Origin of the sequence: Rhodococcus sp. NPDC056743, from assembly GCF_042790355.1 — a bacterium.
In the GTDB taxonomy this organism is placed as follows: domain Bacteria; phylum Actinomycetota; class Actinomycetes; order Mycobacteriales; family Mycobacteriaceae; genus Rhodococcus_F.
Map to the genome: position 1 here is coordinate 117,052 of NZ_JBHTZI010000008.1, position 21,214 is coordinate 138,265.

The following is a 21,214-nucleotide window of genomic DNA, read 5'->3' on the forward strand; positions in this document are numbered from 1 at the left end:
CGCCGTTGCCTCTCACTGGGAAACCCACGTGTCGTAGAACCACGACCGGCCAGTGGATTCAGTGGCAAAACCGTGGACGCTGGGAGCGAGCCCGAAGACCTGCGTCTCGTCGTAGAGCGGTATCGAGTAGCCCTCGGCGAAGATATGGTCTTCGATCGCCTGGATCGCGGACTTGCGCTCGTTCGGATCGAACGCGGACGACTGCGCCGCCAAGAGCTGATCGAGCTTGTCGTCCTTCTGGTAATTCTTGGTCCCGTTCTGACGGTCGCTCCCGTACGACGTGCGCAGAACACTGGGCTCGGCAGTGGAAGTCTGACCTTGCGTGAAGTACCAGTCCGGCGCGGAAGCCAACTGGGACTCGTACTCCGTCAACGACGGGCGGGTCAGGGTGACATCGACACCGGCCTTACGCCACTGCGACTGCACAACCTCCAGAACCGACTGCGAGACCTGGTAGTAGGGCGCGACCCGCAATTGGAAGGCCAACCGCTTGCCGTCCTTCTCCCTCACTCCGTCGGCCCCCGGCTTCCAGCCCGCCTCGTCGAGTAGGGACTTGGCCTTGTCGAGGTCGTAGGTGAGATAACTACTCGTGTCACCACGCAGCGGCGTTCCCTGAACCAGAGCACTCGATGGAACTGGGTAGTTCGGGGACAGCACAGTCTGGTTGATCTCCGTGCGATCCGTGGCCGCCTGCAGCGCGAGACGGACCCGCTTGTCCTGAGTGGGCGCCTCCGGATCCTTCAGTTGAAGGGTCAGGTCGTTGGTCTCGCCCTGCACCGAGATCGGGAGCAGAACTCCGCCTCCCGCGCTCACGGTCTCCTCGTCGTACGGCGCGATGTTGCGTGCGACCTGCGCCTCACCGGACTGCAATGCGCCAACCCGCGTACCGGCCTCCGGAACGGTCTTGAACACAATCCGTTCCAGATAAGCCCTGCCGGAATGACCGGAACCTTCAGGCGCCCAGTTGTAATCGTCGCGTCGCACGAGGGTGACGCCGCTGGTTCCGTTCACGGACTCGACCACAAAGGGACCGGTGCCCACCCAGTTGCGAAGATCACTCTGGCCGTTGAGATCTCGATCCAGAAGCGATTGCCCGAGGATCGAGCTGGCGCGATAGTTCGACAGAATCTGAATGAAGCCGGCGTTGGGCTTCGACAGCTTTACTGCAACCGTCTGGTCATCGATCACATCGGTGCCCGCGTAGTCGGTCCAGAACGGATCAGCGGTGATGCCCTTCTGCGGGTCGCCGATGCCGTGCTGGTCGAAGTTCGCCTTGACCACCCCGGCAGTCAGCGCTGTGCCGTCGCTGAAGGTAACGCCTGGCTTGAGCGTGAACGTGTACGTGAGATGGTCATCGCTGATCTGGTAGGACTGCGCCAGCCATGGCCTGTATTCACCAGTCTCCGGATCCTGCCAGATCAACCGCTCAGCAAGATTGTTGGACACCTGGCTGTTCGACCAGAGGGAGTTCGTAGGTTTCCACGCCGCATAATCGACGGGGTCGTAGAAGGTCAGTGTCCCGCCCTCCACCGGCGTGCCGGCGGTGTCGTTCGACGCTGACGCGCCACCACAGGCCGCAAGAGCTACTGCGAGTACGGTCACAGCTGCCGCAGACTTGACGACACGTTGAAATCTATTGGTGAACAAAGCAGTTCGCCTTTCTTGAAAGGGCGTCGAAGAGAGACCGTACGATTACCGTCGCGGGTGAATTCAGAACACAGCCGCCGAGGTCAGGAAGACACTGGTAGGAAGTCAACCCGATTCCCGAGCGCACGTCACGGTTTGCATTCACCGTGATCGCAAGCTAGCGAAACAGTCTCAGCCACAGTAGTTTCTAGATAGGGATACGTCTGATCGTCGCAATGACTTTGTCTCGCGACGATCCGAATTCCCTCTTCGCCGCTGCCCGAATCCAGTACATTTCGAGAGGAAACCTGCCTGTATGACTGTCTCCGGACTCGCCACATACGTGACGGCACAGACAGTTACGGCTGCCGACACCTACCCTCTGCTGGCCAGTGCCACCCAGTATGCCGACGCCGTGCTGCTACCTACCGCACTCGAAACAGATCGGCGGGGTGTAACTCCGGACCGCATCACCGAGTTCTCCGATCTGCACCTTCTGAATCATCTTGCACCAGCAGAATTCGACGGGGCAGGCGTCGATCGCCATGGCGATCGACTCCTCCACGAAGTACTGGCGGGAGCCTGTCTGAATACGTGGCTGGTGTGGGCGCAGCATGCTCCAGTTGTGGGGCGACTGGCCGAGGCGTACACGGCCGGAACCGAGTTGCCCTCGATCGGCTACGACATTCTCCGCGGACGCCTCCTTACCGGCGCGGCGATCAGCGATGTCCGGCGATACCCCGACCACTTCATCGCCGCGACGCGTGAATCTTCCGGCTGGACGTTCTCAGGCACCATCTCGTGGGTCAGTGGCTGGGGTCTGAACACTGTGTTGATGGTGGCTGCTGTCGAAAGCTCAACCCGCACGGTCATCACCGCGCTGGTACCGATCGACGACCGCGTTCAAACCTCCGACTTGGAGTTGAGCGCAGTGGCCGGCAGTCGGACAGAGCGGGTGACATTGTCCGACGTGTTCGTACCGGAAGAGAACGTCATCAGCAGGGTCCCGCTATCCAATTACCGCACAACCGATTTCAGCACGGCCAGCGATGCCCGGCCACATCACTTCGGGCTCGCCGACAGAGTTCTGGGCGAACTGGAGCAGGCACATCCGTCCGCTCGTGAGCTGGCCGACCTGTGGCGCCCACGGGTCGCGCAACTTCGGGCCGACTCCTATGCACTCACCGACGCCGCCAAGAGCACGGGGAACGAAAAGCACCGAATCGACGAGCGACTCGCGGCAAAAGTTGCCATGGGCGAAGCACTCGTCACCCTCACCCACGCGCTGGTCATAGCCCGAGCGGGGCGCGGCATCGTTCGCGACAACACCGCGCAGTTGTACGCGCGCGCCGCCCTCTTCGTCCTGGTGCAGGGACAAACGGCCGAAGTACGCGATGCCCAGTTGTCCCATCTCGCACAGATCAGGAAGAATCGATGAGCACCGAATTCCTCTGGTACATCCCCAACCAGGTTGAGCCCGGCCACCGCGGCGACGACACACAAGCAGGGCACAACAGCCTCGAAACACTTACTCGTCAGGCACTGGCGTTGGAAGAGAACGGTTGGACTGGAGCTCTGATCGGAGCGGGCTGGGGGCGTCCGGACACATTCACCGTGGCGACGGCACTGGCCGCGAGGACAACCACATTCGAGCCACTGATCGCGATCCGCCCCGGGTACTGGCGACCGGCAAACTTTGCTGCATCTGCGGCGGCACTCGACCACCTCACCGGCGGTCGTGTGCGCGTCAACATCGTATCCGGCAAGGACGATCTCGCCGCCTACGGAGATACCGACGGTGACCAGGCGAATCGCTATGCCCGGACCCGGGAGTTCCTCCAAATCGTTCGCAAACTGTGGACCGAGGAGAACGTGACCTACCACGGCGAGCATTTCCAGGTGGAGAACTCGACAGTGGAGCCGCGCATCGAGACCCGACCAGGCCGCCCGCACCCGAAGCTCTACTTCGGCGGCGCCTCCGAAGCCGCCGAGACAGTCGCGGCCGCCGAGGCCGACGTGCAATTGTTCTGGGGCGAAACACTTGACGGTGTCGCCGAACGCATCGACAGACTCACAACACTCAGTGGACAGATCGAACGAGAACACGCCCCACTCGAATACGGCTTGCGCATCACGACTTTCGTCCGGGACACGACCGAGCAGGCGTGGAAGGAAGCCGAGGAAAAGGTCGCGCAGATGGCAGCGCGCCAGCGCGAGCAAGGTGCACCCCAATCACTCGCACAGAATCCGCACCGCCGAAGTGCAGTGGGACAACAACGGCTACTCGATCTGGCCGGCCGCGGCGAAGTACTCGACGACAACCTCTACACCACCCCAGGCAAAGTGGGCGGTGGTGGCGCGGCGACCACCTGGCTGGTCGGTTCCGCCGAAGACGTCGCGAAATCGCTTCGTAAATACGAAGATCTCGGGATCAGCCACTTCGTTCTGTCGGATACTCCGTACTTGCACGAGATCGAACGCCAAGGCAACCAGTTGCTTCCGCTACTTCGCGGATGAGCACCGAGACCTCCATATCAACTGGTCTCAGCCCAAAGTACCGCCGCCATCTGGTGATGGTGTTCGCACTCACGAACTCCATCAGTTTCATCGCCATGATCCAGATCCTGCCGGTGATCCTCATCCCCATCGCCACCGATCTCGATGTCTCACGCACCGCAGTAGCGGGCGCATCGACGGTATCGACGCTGGTAGGCGGCCTGGCCGCTTTGCCGATCGGTCGCATCCTTGACCGCCGGGGCGGACGCACGCTCATGGCCACCGGCTCGCTGATCGGTGCAGGCTCGGTACTGATGTGGTCACAGGCCACCAACCTGGTCTCGCTGTACGCAGCTTTCGCACTGATCGGGCTGGCCCTGGCGATGTCGACGTACGAGTCGACTTTCGCCGTGATCGTGGTTGCGACCGAGTCGCATCAACGAAATCAGGCGATTCTGACCGTGACGATGATCGCCGGTCTGTCGACCTATCTGGTGTATCCACTCCTCGGTTGGATGAACAGCGAATTCGGCTGGCGCACAACCTTGATCATCCTCTCGGCCATCCTCGTCGCTACGGCCGTCCCTGGCCATCTGTGGGCGGTACCGTCGCGCGCCGCACATCGCAACCGGGTCCGGAAAAGCTCGGGAACGGCTTTCGGTGCAGCACTGCGTCAGCGCCGATTCTGGTTGCTGCTGATCGCCTTCGTCGCCCAGGCAGGATCGGTATCGGCTTTTCTTCTGCTCGTGATCGCATACTTGCTCGACCAAGGCCACTCCGTTGCGGTCGCAACGTCGGTACCGATCGCCGTCGGCGTGCTGCAGATTCTTTCGCGGCTGATACTCACCGTAGCGGGCAGTCGCTTAGCCATTACACCGGTAACGTCATTTGCGTTCGCGGTACAAGGGTTCGGTCTACTGCTGCTACCTCTCGCGGGATTGTCAATCCCCCTGACGTTGCTGTGCGTCGCGGCGGTGGGTCTCGGCCAAGGTGTCGGAGTGATCGCCCGGCCGTCGATACTGGCCGACAACTTCGGTGTGACGCACTTCGCGAGTGTCCTTGCCGCGATCACGATTCCGACGGCGCTGGCCCGCGCCGGCTCACCGCTACTCGGTGCATGGCTCGCCGATTGGCGGTTCCTGGTGGTCTGCGGAGTACTCGCACTGGTTGCCGCCGTGGCGTTGCTTCCACTGATCGGGGTGAAGGAACCGCGAATAGTTGCACACTAGTACCGTCAACGTCGCTGATTCAGCCACGCGAGTGAACGTTGTGTGCGCTCAGGCTCGGGTGCGGCGTCAGAAGTTCCAGTTCAGAGCGCCTGAGTCCGCCGCGCCCGTGACAAACCCCTCGCGCCCCTCGGTCACGACCTTCCCGACGTCCACGGACTCGCGATGATCCATTGTCATCTGGCCAAGCTGAATGGCCAGGCCGGAGAAGACGGCCGACGCTGCTTCCACCGCAGCGGCTTCGAGTACCCCGATCAGTAATTGCCGCAGCAACATTCGAACCGTAATGACGGAAGCGACTTCCGCTGCCGCAGCGCCCACGGTACTCAGGCCCAGAGTGGGAATCGCAGCCGCTGCCATAGCCGCCAACTCGATGGCCAAGGCGATCAACGCCGCGATAATCGCAAGTTTGGTGTACTCGATGTCCGTTGCCGTGGAATTACAGGATTCCGCTAATTCCGTTGCGGCAGCGATCAATCTATCGAAGACATCAGCGACGCCGCCGGAATCTTGCCAGAATCCGTCAAGCGAATCATGCGTCTCGCCGGTGATTGCCGTCAGCACTCCTCGGACCGTGACATCACCGCCCGTGGATGCACTGGTCAGCTGGTCTGCGACATCGGTCCACGCGTCACCCAATCGCCACAACGACGTCTCGTCGCCCTGCGGCCAGTCGCTACCCACCGCCACACTCGCAACGGCCTGCAGGTATCCCGGAATCTCGATTCCCATCAGAGACCACCGGCAAAATTGTCGGCAAGTTCTGCGTCGACGCCCTCGAAGTTGTCGGAAGTCCGATACAGCGCGTCGGTGAGATTCCGCATGACGCCGGCCATCATCGAAATACCGGCAAGCACCGACTCGGATCCCGGGAGATACGCGTCCGCAAAAGTGCTGCCTGCCTCGTCACTTCCCCAACTCGGACCTTCGGCAGTCATCTCTTGTTCGAGATCCGCTCTCGACCTCTCCAGATCCTCTGCGAGTCGTACAAATCGGGGTGCCAATGCCCGCACAACCTGTACATCGATCCACAGTTCAGACATTGCCCGCGCTCCTCAGGACGGTCTGATCCCAATCCGGCCGATCGTCGATCCTGACGTCGTCGGGTATCCCTGGCACTGCGGCGAGACCACGCACGCTGGGCGCTCCGGGTATCAGATCCGGAAGATCCAACGCCGTCGCGCTGGTGAACGGCTTCAATATCTCCGCGTTCTGCCGGCGCATGTCCGCTGACGCTGCCGTCGACGCCGACAGCACCGAGTTACCAAGTTTTTTCGGCGTCGACTTCGCGCACGCGTCGGATGAAAATTTGACGCCGACAACGGCTCCGGAAGCATTGACGACAACCTCCACCAAGCCGTCAGCCGACCGAGCCGACGCAGTCGACAACGCGATCTTCTCCTGCGCGAGCGCAAGCAACCGCGTTCGCTCGCGCAGATCCTCCATCATCGAATCGATCTGCCCGCGAAGAACTTCCGATCTCCCCCGCGTCGAATTCCAGTCCGCTGTACTCACGATGGGCCCCCACCTCGATCGACGTGCTCACCCGAATATCGGGTGCTCACCAAGTTCGACGCGGCCTGGCCTCGATCGGTTCCGTCAGCGCGGATTCAGCACCGGCGGATCGAATGCGCGAACCGGGGGAAGTTCCCCTGCGAACTTCTCGATCTGCACCAAGACGTGCTGTCCGGTGCATCCGTGTGAGAGCCGCGACGTACCGACGTCCGGGGTCAGAACATTGGGATTTCCATGGACACACAGCGAGTCAGGATCGGCCGGATCGAGTGGGTCGTACCACGCACCGGTCGCGAGTTGGACAACACCGGGGTGAAGGTTCTCATCGACGACAACACCCGCCAGGCACGCGCCGCGATCATTGAACACCCGCACCACGTCCGCGCTGACGATGCCCCGCTCGGCCGCTGCGCGTGGATGCATCCGAATAGGTTCTCGCCCCTGAATTTTCGACGCCTGGCTCACGGCACCGTGATCGAGCTGACTGTGCAGTCGCGTCTTGGGCTGATTGGCGATGAGATGCAGCGGAAATTCTTCCGCACGTGGACCTTTCAGCCATTCGTCCGGCTCGTACCACCGCGGATGACCGGCGCAGTCGTCGTAACCGAACGATTCGATGGTTTCGGAGAAGATCTCGATCTTCCCGCTGGGTGTGCCAAGTGGATACTTCTCGGGATTATCGCGGAAGTCGCCGAACAACACCTCGTTGCCGCGTGTGTGCATGCGGTAGTGGCCATCAGCCCAGAAATCCTCGAACGACGGCGTGTTGCCACCGTCCGCGTCAACGCTCGGCCGCCACTGACCGTAGAGGTGCTCGATCCATTGCTGCGACGATCGTCCCTCGGTGAACGTGTCACCGAATCCGAGAGCCTCGGCCAGCGCCGAGAAGGTCTCGTAGTCGTCGCGAGCACCTGCAAACGGTTGTGTGACCTGGTGCATCGCGACCAGCAACGCGTCGTTGCGCGTACAACTGAGGTCCGAGCGCTCGAATGACGTGGTCGAGGGCACCACGATGTCGGCGTTTTTGGCCATTGGCGTCCAGTACGGATCGTGGACGACGATGGTGTCCGGACGTGCAAACGCCCGCCGCAGCCTCGGAATGTCCTGGTGATGATGGAACGGATTACCGCCTGCCCAGTAGACCAGGCGAATGTCGGGATAGGTGAGGCGTCTGCCGTCGTAGTCGAAATCTTCGCCGGGTGAGAGCAGGAGATCGGAGACCGCCGCCACCGGAATGAAGTCCGTGACCGGATTTCGTCCTTGCGGGAAGGTAGGTAGTGGATATGGGATCGACGTCATTCCCGGCTCGTTCATCGAACCGTAGCCGTGCCCGAACCCACCTCCGGGAAGGCCTATCTGACCGAGCATCGCGGCGAGGGTCACACCCATCCACGGGGCCTGCTCACCGTGCTTGATGCGTTGGAGTGACCACGTGACAGAAACCAGTGTGCGGCCGGTTGCCATGCGGCGGGCCAGGTCGACCAGAGTCTCGGCGGACACTCCGGAAATCTCCTGGGCCCAGCGCGGATCCTTCGCGATACCGTCACTTCGTCCGAGCAGGTAGTCCTCGAACCGTTCGTAGCCGACGCAGTATCGGTTCAAGAACGCGACGTCGTGCAGATCCTCGGAAGCGAGGACATACGCCAGCGCCAGCATGATCGCTACGTCGGTCCCGGGAATCGGTGCGATCCAGTCACACTCACCGTCGACGTCGTCACGCAACGGACTGATCGCAACGACCTTTCCGCCACGTCGACGGAAGGCGTCGATTGCGCCGCGGGTCGGATGATCACTGGTACCACCGGCATTGACGCCCGTGTTCTTGATCGGCACCCCGCCGAAGCACACCAACAGATCCGAATGTCGCGCAATGACGTCCCACGACGTGGACCGTTCGAACAATTGGCTGTGCGTCCCGACCACCCGGGGCATGATGACACCCGTTGCTCCGAGCGAGTAGCTGTGGACCGACTTGGTGTAACCCCCGAGTTGATTCAGAAATCGGTGAACCTGGCTCTGCGCGTGGTGAAATCGGCCGGCGCTGGCCCATCCGTACGAACCACCGAAGATGGCGTTGTTGCCGTGAGTGTCGACGACCCGACGCAGTTCGCGGGCCAACAGCTCTGTCAGTTCGTCCCAGTCCACCGAGACGAACTCCTCCGATCCCCGCTTGTCCGTGGGGCCGGGACCGTTCTCGAGCCAGCCCTGGCGCACCGCCGGGCCGGCCACTCTGCTGCGACTGCGCACCGAACCGGCGAAGTTGCCGAGCATCGGCGAAGGATTCGAATCTCCCTCGTACGGATGCACCGCAGTGACTTCGCCGGCTACCGATTCGGCAGTGAACATGCCCCAATGAGACATGTGCTGATGACGCCGATTCGGCGTGGTGGCCACAGCAGCTACTTTCGATCAGGGAAGAGAAAGAACCAGCTTCTCGATGTCGACACGTGGTCCGGTGAAGAACGGAACCTCTTCACGCACGTGCAAGCGAGCCTCGGTGGCGCGCAGGTCACGCATGAGGTCGACGATGCGGATGAGCTCCGGTGCCTCGAAGGCCAGAATCCACTCGTAGTCACCGAGCGCAAACGACGGCACCGTGTTGGCGCGGACGTCCTTGTATCCGCGTGCCGCCATACCGTGATCGGCGAGCATCTTACGACGGTCCTCATCCGGAAGCAGGTACCACTCGAGCGAGCGCACAAACGGGTAGACGCAGATGTAGTCGCCCGGATCTTCGCCCGCGATGAACGACGGCACGTGGCTCTTGTTGAATTCGGCCGGACGGTGCACGGCGGAGTTGCTCCACACCGGAGCGCTGATCTTGCCCAGCGTCGTGGTGCGACGGAAGTCCGAGTACGCGGCCTGCAGCTGCTCGATGCTGGCCGCATGGGTCCAGATCATGAAGTCTGCGTCTGCGCGCATGCCGGCGATGTCGTAGATTCCGCGAACCACGACGCCCTTGTCTTCGAGACCTTCGAAGAACAAGCGGGCGTCCTTGACCGCAGCTTCCCGATCGTCGCCCAGCACACCGGGTTCCACCTGGAACACGGAGAACATGAGGTATCGGATTTCAGAGTTCAGTTTGTCGAAATCAAGGCGTGCCATACCTCTATCGTGCCACCCGTTCGAAAATCCGTGTCGCCGCCGTCGTGCCAGTGGCAACACACGCCGGAACGCCGACGCCGTGAAGCCACGAACCGGCCACCTCGATACCGTCCAGCGTTGCCAGCAGCTGTTCGATTTCGGCCACTTTCTGCACGTGACCTGGTGCGTACTGCGGCAGTCCCCCATGCCAACGTTGGACAAAGGACGCCGCCGGATCCACAGTGATTCCCGTCACTGTCGCAAGATCGGTGCGAGCGAGTGCGATCAGTTCGTCGTCCGGGTGATCGACGATGTCCGCGGCGCCGAAGCGGCCGAACGACGCCCGTACAAGATGCTCGCCCCGATCGGCGAGATGCGTCCACTTGCGACTGGACAGCGTGAATGCCTTGGCCGTCAGATCCGCGTCCGTCGCGACGAGGATCCCGGAGTTCTCCGGCAACTCGACAGTGCCCGGCAGACGCATCGCCACGACAGCCGACGACGCAAGCTCGATTCGAGCCGCGATCCGGGCGACCTCCGGCGCGACGTCAGCCAGGAGCACTGCGGCGTGCGGCGCGGGAATTGCCAGAACAATCGCGTCGACCGCGCCAACCGGATCCAGGAACCAGCGGCTGCCGTCGGCGCGAACGATCCCGGCCTCCGCATGAACGACCCGTGCGGCGGCTGCCTCCCGAAGTGCATCCAGGAGCACTCCGTAACCGTCCTTCAATGCACCGAATACCGGCCCGGGAGCCGGCGTCGGGAGCGCCGCTGTCACGGCCTCCGACAGACTCTGCGCCCCCGCGTCCAATGCAGCCGCGAGGGTCGGCAAGGCGGCCCGTATTCCGATGTTCTCCGCCAACCCGGAGTACACACCCCCGAGCAGCGGATCGACCGAACGGGCGACAACCTGATCGCCGTAGCGATCCGAAACAAGTTGCGCCACACTGCTATCAGAACCGGGAGTCCAGTCGATTCGGCGATCGGGTTCGGCCGAGATCCGCGCCAGAGTTGCGTCGTCGACAAGACCTTCGACCGCGTCGACACTCGCCGGAATGCCCATCAACGTGCCGGTGGGGAGGCGATGCAACGAGTCCTGCGACCAGATCAGCGGAGTGCGTCCGGCCGGATAGACGATCTGGTCGGTGAGACCGAGCTCGGCGAGAAGCGCCGGAACCTCGGGCCGACGCGCAATGAACGCCTCGGCGCCGACATCGATCGGCCCGGCGCCGAGATCAACCGTGCGCAACTTACCGCCCAGCCTGGGACTGTGGTCGACGATCGTGATCGCCGCGTCACCTCCCAGGCTTCGGCGAAGCCGGTAGGCGGCGACCAGACCGGAGATTCCGCCCCCGATCACCGCTACCGACGGCCGAGTTGTTGTCACAGTGAATGCACCAGCTCCACCGCCGCCGTGATTGCCGCCGGATCTGTGTCCGGAAGAACACCGTGTCCGAGGTTGAAGATGTGCCCGATCGCGCCGGCCTCGATCGCGCGGTCACCTTCAGCCGCGATGCGCCTGACCTCGCGGTCAACCGCCTCGGGACCTGCGAACAGTACTGCCGGATCGAGGTTGCCCTGCAGCGCCTTGCCCGGGCCGACCCGCGTCGCGGCGACGTCGAGCGGAATACGCCAGTCGACGCCGACGACGTCGGCTCCGGCTTCACCCATCGCGCCGAGCAGTTCACCGGTACCCACACCGAAGTGGATGCGCGGCACACCGGCGCTCGCCACCTCGGCCAGCACGCGCTCGGAGTGCGGTAATACGAACTCGCGGTACTGCGCGAGCGAGAGGGCCCCAGCCCAGGAATCGAACAGCTGAACAGCGTCGACACCGGCATGGAGTTGCGCCTGCAAGAAACAAATGGTGATGTCGGCGATCTTGCCGAGGAGCTGATGCCACGTCGCGGGATCCGACAGCATGAGCGCCTTGGTCTTCTCGTGATTGCGGCTCGGTCCACCCTCGACCAGGTACGACGCCAAGGTGAATGGCGCACCGGCAAATCCGATCAGCGGCACCGAACCCAACTCGGCGGTGAGCAGACGCACAGCTTGCGCAATTGCACCGACCTCGTCGGGCACCAACCGCGGCAGGGACGCGACATCGTCGATCGACCGAACGGGATTGGCGACCACCGGACCGACACCGGCAACGATGTCGAGGTCGATTCCGGCCGCCTTCAACGGCACCACGATGTCCGAGAAGAGGATTGCGGCGTCGACGTCGTGGCGGCGGACCGGTTGCATCGTGATCTCACAGACCAACGCAGGATCGAAGCAGGATTCCAACATTCCGATTCCGGCGCGGATCTCGCGATACTCGGGAAGCGAGCGGCCGGCCTGCCTCATGAACCACACCGGACGCCGCACCGGCTTCCGACCGGTGGCCGCCGCCAACAACGGCGCATCCGGAAGCACGCGCCGTGCGCTGTACTCCGCAGACCCGATGGTGCCTGAATTCAAGTTGTCCAACCCGCTCATCAATCCTCGCGCTCTCCGCCAACATGTGTATTCGACCGCTCCCAATGCTGCCATGTTCAGCGGGCAGAAACGTCCACGTCACATTTCGTGACGGTGCTCACACTTAACTCTGCGGGCCGCGTCACAGTTGATCGGCGCGCCTCCACCTCAGGGACCTTTTCCCCGACTAACGTCCTGACCTGTGACAACTTCCGGATCCACCGCTGACCCGGCCGAATTTCGTGCCGCAATCGCCGCAATGGGCTCAGCACAGGTCCGGTCCGAGATCGAAGTCGGTCCGATTCGCCCGCCACAACGACTCGCGCCGTACAGCCATGCGATCGGCGCCGAGGTGCTCCATCCGGAATCGGACACCGTCTCGGAACAATCGGAAGGCGACGCGTTCGGTCGGCTCATCCTGCTTTTCGACCCCGACGGCGACGAGGCCTGGAACGGCACCATGCGTCTGGTCGCCTACATCCAAGCCGATCTCGACGAATCACTCGCTGCTGATCCACTGTTGCCCGAAGTTGCGTGGAGTTGGCTGGTGGACGCCCTCGAAGCCGGCGGCGCTCCGTTTGTTGCGCTCGGCGGCACGGTCACGGCAACGACGTCGGTCCGCTACGGCGACATCGCCGGGCCTCCGCGGGCACATCAACTTGAACTCCGGGCCTCGTGGACTGCCACATCCACGGAATTGGGACATCACGTAGAGGCCTTCTGCGAGGTACTGGCCTACGCCGCAGGCCTGCCACCTGCCGGGGTAACGGAATTGTCGCGAAAGAATGACTGATCCCCTGGTCCGGTTTGATGATTCCACCCAAATTTAACTAGAACCCGTTCTAAAATTGGCAGATGCAGCGCCTCAGCGGACTTGATGCCACCTTCCTCTACCTGGAAACGTCGACACAGCTACTCCACGTCTGCGGCCTGGTGATACTGGACCCGTCGACGATCCCCGGCGGGTACCGCTATCGATCACTTCTCGGCGAGTTGGACTCCCGCATGGCAGCGATGCCGACGTTCCGGCGCAAGCTGAAAGATTCACGCCTGAACCTCGACTACCCCGTCTGGGTGGACGACCACGACTTCGACATCGAACGCCACTGCCATCGCACGTCGGTACCCGCGCCGGGTGGCCACGACGAACTGGCAGAACTTGCGGGACATATCGCGAGCCAACCGTTGGACCGCTCCCGTCCACTGTGGGAGATGTGGGTCATCGAAGGACTTGCCGACGGAACCATCGCCGTCATGTCGAAGATCCACCACAGCGCCGCAGACGGCATCACCGGTGCCAACATCCTGGCTCAACTGTGCAGTCTGGAACCGGAATCGCCCGCTTTGGTGGACACCACAGCCGAGAGCGCCGGTGACGCCGGCACACTCGATATCGCTGTCGGAGGCCTCCTCGCAGTGATTTCCAGGCCTGCACGGCTGGCGCGCCTCGTGCCCGGAGGTATAGCGATGCTGCCCAAATGGGTAACCCGCGCCCGCAAGGGCACGGCGATGCCCGCGCCGTTCACTGCCCCTCGAACGTCATTCAACGGCGCCATCACCGGGCATCGCAATATCGCCTTCACCCAACTCGACCTGGCCAAAGTGAAAGCTGTGAAGGACCGGCACGGCGTCAAGGTCAACGATGTCGTCCTTGCGCTGTGTGCCGGAGCGTTGCGCAACTACCTCGACGAGCGGGGTGAGCTTCCCGCCGATTCGTTGGTCGCAATGGTTCCCGTGTCTGTTCACGGAAAATCCGACCGGGCGGGCACAAACCAGATCTCCGGCATGTTCACGCAACTGGGCACCCAGATCGCCGACCCGCTGGCCCGTTTGCGGGCGATCAGCGAATACAACGCGACCTCGAAAAACCACAACGAGGCGCTGGGCGCAAACATGCTTCAAGACTGGTCACAATTTGCGTCGCCCGCAGTTTTCGGCGCCGCAATGCGCGTCTACTCCTCACTCAAGCTGGCGGAACGCCACCCGGTTGTGTCGAATCTTGTCGTGTCGAACGTTCCCGGTCCGCCGGTTCCGCTGTACTTCCTGGGCGCACGCATTACGGGAATGTTCCCACTGGGACCTATCTTTCACGGTGCCGGACTCAATGTGACGGTGATGTCGCTCGACGGCAATGTAGATGTGGGAATTGTCAGTTGCACAGACTTGGCACCCCAATTGCACGAACTCGCGCAAGGATTCGCCCTGGCACTCGACGAACTCCTGGGAGCGGCCGAGACAGGCGACGACGAAAGTAACGGGGAAGGTTGCGCAACCACGACGCCCCCTGCGACGTAGAGTTATCGATCATGTCCGAAGTCACCGATGATGCAACCGAGCCCACGTCCGATGTCGAACCACTCCTCGTACCGCGTGACGGCGTGCCGGATGTCATCACCACCGCCGACGGAGTCGCGAAGGCTGCCGCTGAATTGACGGCGGGCACGGGGCCTTTGGCTGTTGACGCCGAGCGTGCGTCGGGGTTCCGGTACTCAGCCCGCGCGTATCTGATTCAGCTCCGACGCGAGGGCGCTGGATCGTTTCTGATCGATCCGATCCCCACCGCTGCGGACATGGCACCGCTGGCTGAGGCGATCAACCCCCTGGAGTGGGTTCTGCATTCCGCGGATCAGGATCTGCCAGGCCTTGCCGAACTGGGGTTGTATCCGGCTGTACTTTTCGACACGGAGTTGGCAGGCCGACTGGCCGGATTCGAACGGGTCGGTCTGGCCGCGATCGTGGAACGCACGTTGCACGTCGAACTTCGCAAGGGCCACGGCGCCGCCGACTGGTCGACGCGGCCACTGCCGCCGCCGTGGCTGAACTACGCTGCGCTCGACGTCGAAGTGCTTCTGGAATTGCGCGACGCCATGGAAGCCGAACTGCGTGCGCAAGGCAAATTGGATTGGGCGAAAGAAGAATTCGAGCACATTCGACTTGCCGGTCCCCCGAAGCCGAAGCCGGATCGTTGGCGTCGCACGTCGCACATCACGTCCCTGAAGACCACTCGCCAATTGGCCGCTGTGCGGGCACTGTGGCAGGCGCGTGAAGATCTCGCACGCAAGCGCGACGTCTCTCCCAGCCGAGTGCTGCCGGATTCGGCGATCATCGACGCGGCGCTCAAGGATCCCCGGTCGATGGACGCGCTGCGGTCGCTGCCCGTATTCGGCGGACCGAGGCAACGACGCTACTCACGGATCTGGATGTCGGCGCTGGAATCGGCTCGGGCCCTGCCGGACAGCGAGCTTCCGCCGAAGACTCCGCCGAACATCGGCCCGCCGGCTCCCGGCCGCTGGGCACGTCAAGATCCGGCCGCCGCCGATCGTCTGACCGCGGCCCGCGCCGCGCTGTCGGATCTCAGTTCCGAGGTGTCGGTCCCGGTCGAGAATCTGCTGCAACCGGATCTGGTCCGTCGCCTGTGCTGGGACTGGACGATCGAGCCGGCATCCGACATCGCCGTTGTCACCGATGCGATCGAGACGAAGCTCACGTCCGGTGGCGCTCGCGCGTGGCAGCGAACACTCACCGTCCCGGTCCTCGCCGAGGCGCTGAACTCGGTGGTTCCGGCGGAGAGCGACGCGCCCCCGGCCGAAGCGGAAGCAGCGGAAACCGGAGAATCCTGACGCGACCACGCGGGTGGGTGGAGCAATTCGACACGTTAAGTTACCGGCGAGTAATGGGCAGTAGTACGCTTGTCACAAGGCCGGACGCTTGGCCGTGATTGCCGAACCGTAAGTCCCATCCGCCCAGCGCGTGGTGGGCATCTCCATCAGGAGGAATTCGCGTGGCTCCATCCACACACAACCAACGCAACGTCGTCTTTGTCGACGGCATTCGCACCCCGTTCGGCAAAGCAGGCCCCAAGGGCATGTACGCCGAGACGCGTGCAGACGACCTCGTCGTCAAAGCCATCCGCGAACTGCTTCGTCGCAACCCGCAGCTGGATCCCGCGCGGATCGACGAAGTGGCGATCGCAGCCACCACTCAGACCGGTGACCAGGGACTGACCATCGGCCGCACCGCCGCGATCCTCGCCGGCCTGCCCGAGACCGTCCCCGGATTTGCCATCGACCGCATGTGCGCCGGCGCGATGACCGCCGTCACCACCACCGCGTCTGGCATCGGCTTCGGCCAGTACGACGTTGTTGTCGCCGGTGGCGTCGAGCACATGGGTCACCACCCGATGGGTGAGGGCGCAGATCCCAACCCGCGCTTCCTCGCCGACCGCCTGGTCGATCCGAGCGCCCTCGTGATGGGTAACACCGCCGAGAACCTGCACGACCGGTTCCCGACCATTACGAAGGACCGCACGGACGCCTACGCCGTCAACAGCCAGAACAAGTACGACGCCGCCAAGAAGGCCGGCTTCATCGCCGACACCCTGGTTCCCGTCGCGACCCGCAGCGCAGCCGGTTGGGGCCTCGCCACCGAGGACGAGCCGCCGCGCCCCGGAACCACCGTCGAAGACCTCGCGAAGCTCAAGACGCCGTTCCGCCCCGCCGGACGCATCACCGCCGGTAACGCCGCCGGGCTCAACGACGGCGCCACCGCCGCCCTGCTCGCCGGCGAGGACACCGCAGCCGAACTCGGCCTGCCCGTCGGCATGCGCATGGTCGGCTTCGCCTACCAGGGCGTCGACCCCGCCGTCATGGGCATCGGACCGGTTCCCGCCACCGAGAAGCTCCTGGCCCGCACCGGCCTGAAGATCGAGGACATCGGACTCTTCGAGATCAACGAGGCGTTCGCCGTTCAGGTCCTCGCCTTCCTCGAGCACTACGGAATCGCCGACGACGACCCGCGCGTCAACCAGTGGGGCGGCGCCATCGCGTGTGGCCACCCCCTCGCTTCCTCGGGTGTGCGCCTGATGACGCAGCTCTCCCGCCAGTTCGCGACGCGCCCCGACGTGCGCTACGGCTTGACCACCATGTGCATCGGCCTCGGCATGGGTGGCACCGTTATCTGGGAGAACCCGAACCACGCTGACTACCAGGCAGGAGTTAACTAAATGTCTGATATTGCAACAGCATTCGCCGACGAGGTCGTGACGAACGCGTACACCAAGATCATCTCGGTTCCCGGCATCGAGGGCCCGTTTGCACTGATCACCCTCGACAACGGCTTCGACCACACCAAGCCGTCGTCCTTCGGTCCCGGCGGACTCGCAGCATTCGACGCTGCCCTCGACGAAGCCTTTGCAGCCAACCCGGTTGCCATCGCCGTCACCGGCAAGCCGTTCATCTTCGCCGCCGGCGCGGACCTCAAGGGTGTTCCCGCTATCACCTCACGTGAGCAGGGACTCGAGCTGGGCCGCTTGGGCCACAAGGTGTTCCGACGCCTGCGTGAGTCGTCCGTTCCCACGTTCGCCTTCATCAACGGTGTCGCTCTGGGCGGCGGCCTCGAGGTCGGCCTGCACAGCCACTACCGCACGGTTGCCGCCAACGCAGGCGCGCTCGGCCTGCCGGAAGCATTCCTCGGTCTGGTCCCCGGATGGGGCGGAACGCAGTTGCTCCCCAACCTGGTCGGCCCGTCCAACGCCGTCACCGTGGTGATCGAGAACTCGCTGAACCAGAACAAGGTGCTCTCCCCCAAGAAGGCACTCGAACTCGGCGTCGTCGACGTCGTTCTCGACTCCGCCGACTTCATCGAGCAGTCCCTCGCTTGGGCGTCGCAGGTTCTCGCCGGCACTGTCACCCCCGCTCGCCCCGAGATCGATCGCGGCCAGGGCTGGGACGACGCGATCGCACGCGCGAAGGCAATCGTCGTCGGCAAGACCAAGGGCAACGCGCCCGGCGCCGTCAAGGCCGTCGAGCTGCTCGAACTCGCTCGCAGCACCGACATCACCGATGCTGCTTCGCTCGACAAGGGCTTCGCGGCCGAGGACGAGGCTCTGGCCGATCTCCTCCTGACCGACGAACTCCGCGCCGGCCTGTACGCCTTCGACCTGGTGAACAAGCGCGCCAAGCGACCCGCCGGAGCGCCGGACCGTTCGCTGGCCCGCAAGGTCAACGGCGTCGGCATCGTCGGTGCCGGCCTCATGGCCAGCCAGCTGGCGTTGCTCTTCGTCCGCCAGCTCAAGGTGCCGGTCATCCTGACCGATATCGACCAAGAGCGCATCGACAAGGGTGTCGGCTACGTCCACACCGAGATCGACAAGCTCCTCGGCAAGGGACGCCTGTCCCCCGACGCCGCGAACCGCCTCAAGGCACTCGTTTCCGGCTCGCTCGACAAGGCCGCGTTCGCCAAGACCGACTTCGTCATCGAAGCCGTCTTCGAGAACATGGACGTCAAGAAGAAGGTCTTCGCGGAACTCGAGCAGTTCATCGCTCCCGAAACGATCCTCGCGACCAACACCTCGTCACTTTCCATCACTGAGATGGCGTCCGGGCTCGAGCATCCCGAGCGCGTGGTCGGCTTCCACTTCTTCAACCCGGTTGCCGTTCTTCCCCTCCTCGAGATCATCAGGGGCGAAAAGACCGACGACGCAACGCTCGCAACGGCTTTCGCCACCGCAAAGTCACTGAAGAAGTCCGCCGTCCTGTGCGGCGACAAGGCAGGCTTCGTCTTCAACCGCCTCGTCACCCGCACCTTGGGTGAGGTCATGTCCGCCGTCGACGAAGGCACCCCCTTCGACGTCGCCGACAACGCCATCGCCGAACTCGGCATGCCCATGTCGCCGTTCACCCTGCTCGCCCTCGTCGGACCCGCCGTGGCACTGCACACCGGTGAGACTCTGCAGGCGTCGTACCCGGACCGGTTCAAGAGCTCACCCGGACTCGAAGCACTCGTCGAGGCCCGCAAGCCCGGCGTGTGGACCTGGGGCGAGAACGGTCAGGCCGTCGACCCCGAGGTTGCAGCACTGTGGCCGCAGGGCGACAAGGCATCCACCTCGGAAGAGGTTCTCGAGCGCACCCGTCGTGCATTCGCCGAGGAAATCCAGATCATGCTCGACGAGGGCGTTGTAGCGGCAGCCGAGGACATCGACCTCTGCCTGCTGCTCGGCGGCGGATTCGGATTCTGGAACGGCGGAATCACACCGTACCTGGACCGAACCGGCACCTCCGAAGCAGTCAACGGCAAGCGCTTCCTCGCGCCTGGTGTTGCCAGCGTCTGATCTTCTCGCACAGACAAAGCCGAACGGCGCACCCGAATTTTCCGGGTGCGCCGTTCGCGTCAGTGCAACAGCTCAAACTAGCCAGTAACTCAAAACACCGTTCCGACATCCTCTTTCACGATGTAGTCGAGGGCCCGCTCAGCGACGGCCGCGATAGTCATCGACGGATTGCAGGCGGCGGCAGTGCCGGGCATCAAGGCACCGTCGAGCACGTACAACCCACGCTGGCCATGCACTCGGCCCTCGAGGTCGCAGACCGTTCCCATGCACGCGCCGCCGAGCGGATGCCACGTCGACGACAGCAGCGCATTCGTGTCGGTGAGGAGGCCGGTCGTCCCGGCGATCTTGTGGGCGGCCGGCCCGATGTGACCTTGCTGGATTGCAGAGTCGCCGTCCTTCGGCCAGCGGAGCACTGCCTCGTCCCGCGCGGAGTCGTACACAAACCGGCCTCTGTCTTTGCTGACACCGAATCCGACCATCACTGTGCTGTGCGCATCGAACGGCACCGGTGGGAACGACGCCTGAATGACGGTGAACGCGGAGTTCGGATCGTCCCAGTTCCGACTTCCGTAGACAACCGGACCGCCCTGGGTGCTACCGAAATTCTCGGTGGGGTCGGACCAGATGTAGATGCGGTCGGCATTGGTGCCCCAGCCACCGCCCAACTCGTCCGGCAGATCGGGAATCCGCCCCTGTGCACCGGCCCGCACAAGCAACTTTGTGGTGTTGGCACTGCCCGCAGTCATGACCAGCGCCTTTGTCGTCAGGATCTTGTTCTCGAGCACCCGCCCGGACGTGTCAGTGCGGTTCACGTATACCCGCCACCGGCCGTCTTCCGCGCGTTCGACATCGGTGACCTGATGCAGCGTCTCGACTTTCACCAATCCTGTGGCTTCTGCTGCGGCGATGTAGGTGACGTCCACCGAATGCTTGCCGCCGTTGTTCACGCCTAGTGCGCCATCGCCATTGGTGTACGAGGCCTTCATTTCCCCGCGCAGCTCGGCCAGTGCAAAATTCCAGTCGATCGGCATCGGAATCTTCGACACCGGAAGCCCGGAACGTGTTGCATTGCGGGCGAATACACGGGCAGCCTCGTAATTGGGGCTCTCGACCAACTCGTCCGGAGCTACTGCGAGTTGCAGCATGGATGCGACGCGCTGATAGTGGACGCGATCCATCGTCGCGTAGTCCAACTGCTCGGGAAAGTGCGCGTTGAAGACGGATTCTGCAGGTTGCAGTGTCATGCCCTGGTACACCAACGATCCGCCGCCAACTCCAGCGGCGCAGATCGAGGTCATGTTCTCGCCGGACACCGTCTCGAGCAACCCTGCGTACGGCTCGAATGCAACCGGTCTCCCGAAGAGCGTCGGATTGGACTGGTGCCACAGGATCCGCTTGTCAGGATTGGCCGGATGGGGAAATGTCTCGGCATTGGGGCCGGACGGCCATCGAATTCCCCTCTCCAGCAATGTAACCGGAACACCGGCCTCAGCCAGCCGCAGCGCGGTCACGCCGCCGCCAAATCCCGAACCGATCACCACAACGCGGTGTTCTTCGCGGGTGAGCGGGACTCCCACGGTTCTGGCAGCGCTACCGGCCCGAGCAACACTCGGTATGGCCACTGCGGCCATTGCCGCGGCAGCCCCGGACAGAAAGGCTCGCCGTTTCAGTGCAGACATAGCTGTGCTCCCTTGGTGAC

General features: G+C 63.3%; 17 protein-coding genes. 8 read left to right on the forward strand and 9 right to left on the reverse strand.

The window, feature by feature from the left end; translation table 11 throughout:
• Nucleotides 1-12: 12 nt before the first annotated feature.
• Nucleotides 13-1,647: an ABC transporter substrate-binding protein gene (locus ACFRFQ_RS19320; protein WP_378660931.1), complete on the reverse strand. Its 1,635-nt coding sequence runs from the start codon at nucleotides 1,645-1,647 to the stop codon at nucleotides 13-15.
• Nucleotides 1,648-1,942: 295 nt separating this feature from the next.
• Here ACFRFQ_RS19320 and ACFRFQ_RS19325 point away from each other — a divergent pair, with 295 nt between their 5' ends.
• Genes ACFRFQ_RS19325 through ACFRFQ_RS19335 form a run of 3 tightly spaced genes read left to right on the forward strand, consistent with a single transcriptional unit; the run spans nucleotide 1,943 to nucleotide 5,351 of the window.
• Nucleotides 1,943-3,064, forward strand: a complete 1,122-nt coding sequence (locus ACFRFQ_RS19325) for an acyl-CoA dehydrogenase family protein (RefSeq protein ID WP_378660934.1) — start codon at nucleotides 1,943-1,945, stop codon at nucleotides 3,062-3,064.
• Nucleotides 3,061-4,143, forward strand: coding sequence for an LLM class flavin-dependent oxidoreductase (locus tag ACFRFQ_RS19330; protein ID WP_378660936.1), 1,083 nt, complete (start codon nucleotides 3,061-3,063; stop codon nucleotides 4,141-4,143). The genes ACFRFQ_RS19325 and ACFRFQ_RS19330 overlap by 4 nt, the downstream gene beginning before the upstream one ends.
• A complete protein-coding gene (locus ACFRFQ_RS19335; protein ID WP_378660939.1) occupies nucleotides 4,140-5,351 on the forward strand; it encodes an MFS transporter in 1,212 nt (403 codons plus the stop codon). Before ACFRFQ_RS19330 ends, ACFRFQ_RS19335 begins: the two co-directional genes overlap by 4 nt.
• Before the next feature lie 66 nt (nucleotides 5,352-5,417).
• On the opposite strand, the gene ACFRFQ_RS19340 is transcribed toward ACFRFQ_RS19335, so the two are convergent.
• The 7 genes from ACFRFQ_RS19340 to hemE all read right to left on the reverse strand — a co-directional run bounded on the left by ACFRFQ_RS19340 (nucleotide 5,418) and on the right by hemE (nucleotide 12,428).
• Nucleotides 5,418-6,080 carry a hypothetical protein gene (locus tag ACFRFQ_RS19340; RefSeq protein ID WP_378660941.1) on the reverse strand — a complete coding sequence of 221 codons (663 nt, stop codon included), beginning with the start codon at nucleotides 6,078-6,080 and terminating at the stop codon, nucleotides 5,418-5,420.
• Complete coding sequence (locus ACFRFQ_RS19345; protein ID WP_378660944.1) at nucleotides 6,080-6,391, reverse strand: WXG100 family type VII secretion target; 312 nt, start codon at nucleotides 6,389-6,391, stop codon at nucleotides 6,080-6,082. The genes ACFRFQ_RS19340 and ACFRFQ_RS19345 overlap by 1 nt, the downstream gene beginning before the upstream one ends.
• On the reverse strand, nucleotides 6,384-6,863 hold the full coding sequence (locus tag ACFRFQ_RS19350) for a YbaB/EbfC family nucleoid-associated protein (protein ID WP_378660947.1): 480 nt from the start codon (nucleotides 6,861-6,863) through the stop codon (nucleotides 6,384-6,386). The genes ACFRFQ_RS19345 and ACFRFQ_RS19350 overlap by 8 nt, the downstream gene beginning before the upstream one ends.
• An 84-nt stretch (nucleotides 6,864-6,947) precedes the next feature.
• Nucleotides 6,948-9,224: a molybdopterin-dependent oxidoreductase gene (locus ACFRFQ_RS19355; RefSeq protein ID WP_378661579.1), complete on the reverse strand. Its 2,277-nt coding sequence runs from the start codon at nucleotides 9,222-9,224 to the stop codon at nucleotides 6,948-6,950.
• Nucleotides 9,225-9,272: 48 nt separating this feature from the next.
• Complete coding sequence (hemQ, locus tag ACFRFQ_RS19360; RefSeq protein ID WP_033234754.1) at nucleotides 9,273-9,968, reverse strand: hydrogen peroxide-dependent heme synthase; 696 nt, start codon at nucleotides 9,966-9,968, stop codon at nucleotides 9,273-9,275.
• Nucleotides 9,969-9,972: 4 nt separating this feature from the next.
• Nucleotides 9,973-11,334, reverse strand: coding sequence for a protoporphyrinogen oxidase (locus ACFRFQ_RS19365; protein ID WP_378660950.1), 1,362 nt, complete (start codon nucleotides 11,332-11,334; stop codon nucleotides 9,973-9,975).
• Entirely contained in the window at nucleotides 11,331-12,428 is a 1,098-nt protein-coding gene (gene hemE / locus ACFRFQ_RS19370; RefSeq protein ID WP_378660953.1) for a uroporphyrinogen decarboxylase, read from the reverse strand. Before hemE ends, ACFRFQ_RS19365 begins: the two co-directional genes overlap by 4 nt.
• Nucleotides 12,429-12,609: 181 nt before the next feature.
• Here hemE and ACFRFQ_RS19375 point away from each other — a divergent pair, with 181 nt between their 5' ends.
• The 5 genes from ACFRFQ_RS19375 to ACFRFQ_RS19395 all read left to right on the forward strand — a co-directional run bounded on the left by ACFRFQ_RS19375 (nucleotide 12,610) and on the right by ACFRFQ_RS19395 (nucleotide 19,515).
• Entirely contained in the window at nucleotides 12,610-13,200 is a 591-nt protein-coding gene (locus ACFRFQ_RS19375) for a DUF3000 domain-containing protein (protein ID WP_033234757.1), read from the forward strand.
• Nucleotides 13,201-13,262: 62 nt separating this feature from the next.
• Nucleotides 13,263-14,702 carry a wax ester/triacylglycerol synthase family O-acyltransferase gene (locus ACFRFQ_RS19380; RefSeq protein ID WP_378660956.1) on the forward strand — a complete coding sequence of 480 codons (1,440 nt, stop codon included), beginning with the start codon at nucleotides 13,263-13,265 and terminating at the stop codon, nucleotides 14,700-14,702.
• Nucleotides 14,703-14,713: 11 nt separating this feature from the next.
• Nucleotides 14,714-16,027, forward strand: coding sequence for an HRDC domain-containing protein (locus tag ACFRFQ_RS19385; RefSeq protein WP_378660958.1), 1,314 nt, complete (start codon nucleotides 14,714-14,716; stop codon nucleotides 16,025-16,027).
• A gap of 161 nt (nucleotides 16,028-16,188) precedes the next feature.
• The gene (locus ACFRFQ_RS19390; protein ID WP_378660961.1) at nucleotides 16,189-17,409 is read left to right on the forward strand and encodes a thiolase family protein; all 1,221 of its coding nucleotides are present in this window, start codon (nucleotides 16,189-16,191) and stop codon (nucleotides 17,407-17,409) included.
• Nucleotides 17,410-19,515 (forward strand): 3-hydroxyacyl-CoA dehydrogenase NAD-binding domain-containing protein, encoded by a 2,106-nt coding sequence (locus ACFRFQ_RS19395; RefSeq protein ID WP_378660963.1) that lies wholly within the window; start codon nucleotides 17,410-17,412, stop codon nucleotides 19,513-19,515. It abuts the gene before it with no gap.
• 89 nt (nucleotides 19,516-19,604) lie between these two features.
• On the opposite strand, the gene ACFRFQ_RS19400 is transcribed toward ACFRFQ_RS19395, so the two are convergent.
• Complete coding sequence (locus tag ACFRFQ_RS19400) at nucleotides 19,605-21,194, reverse strand: GMC oxidoreductase (protein ID WP_378660966.1); 1,590 nt, start codon at nucleotides 21,192-21,194, stop codon at nucleotides 19,605-19,607.
• Between the last annotated feature and the right edge of the window lie 20 nt (nucleotides 21,195-21,214).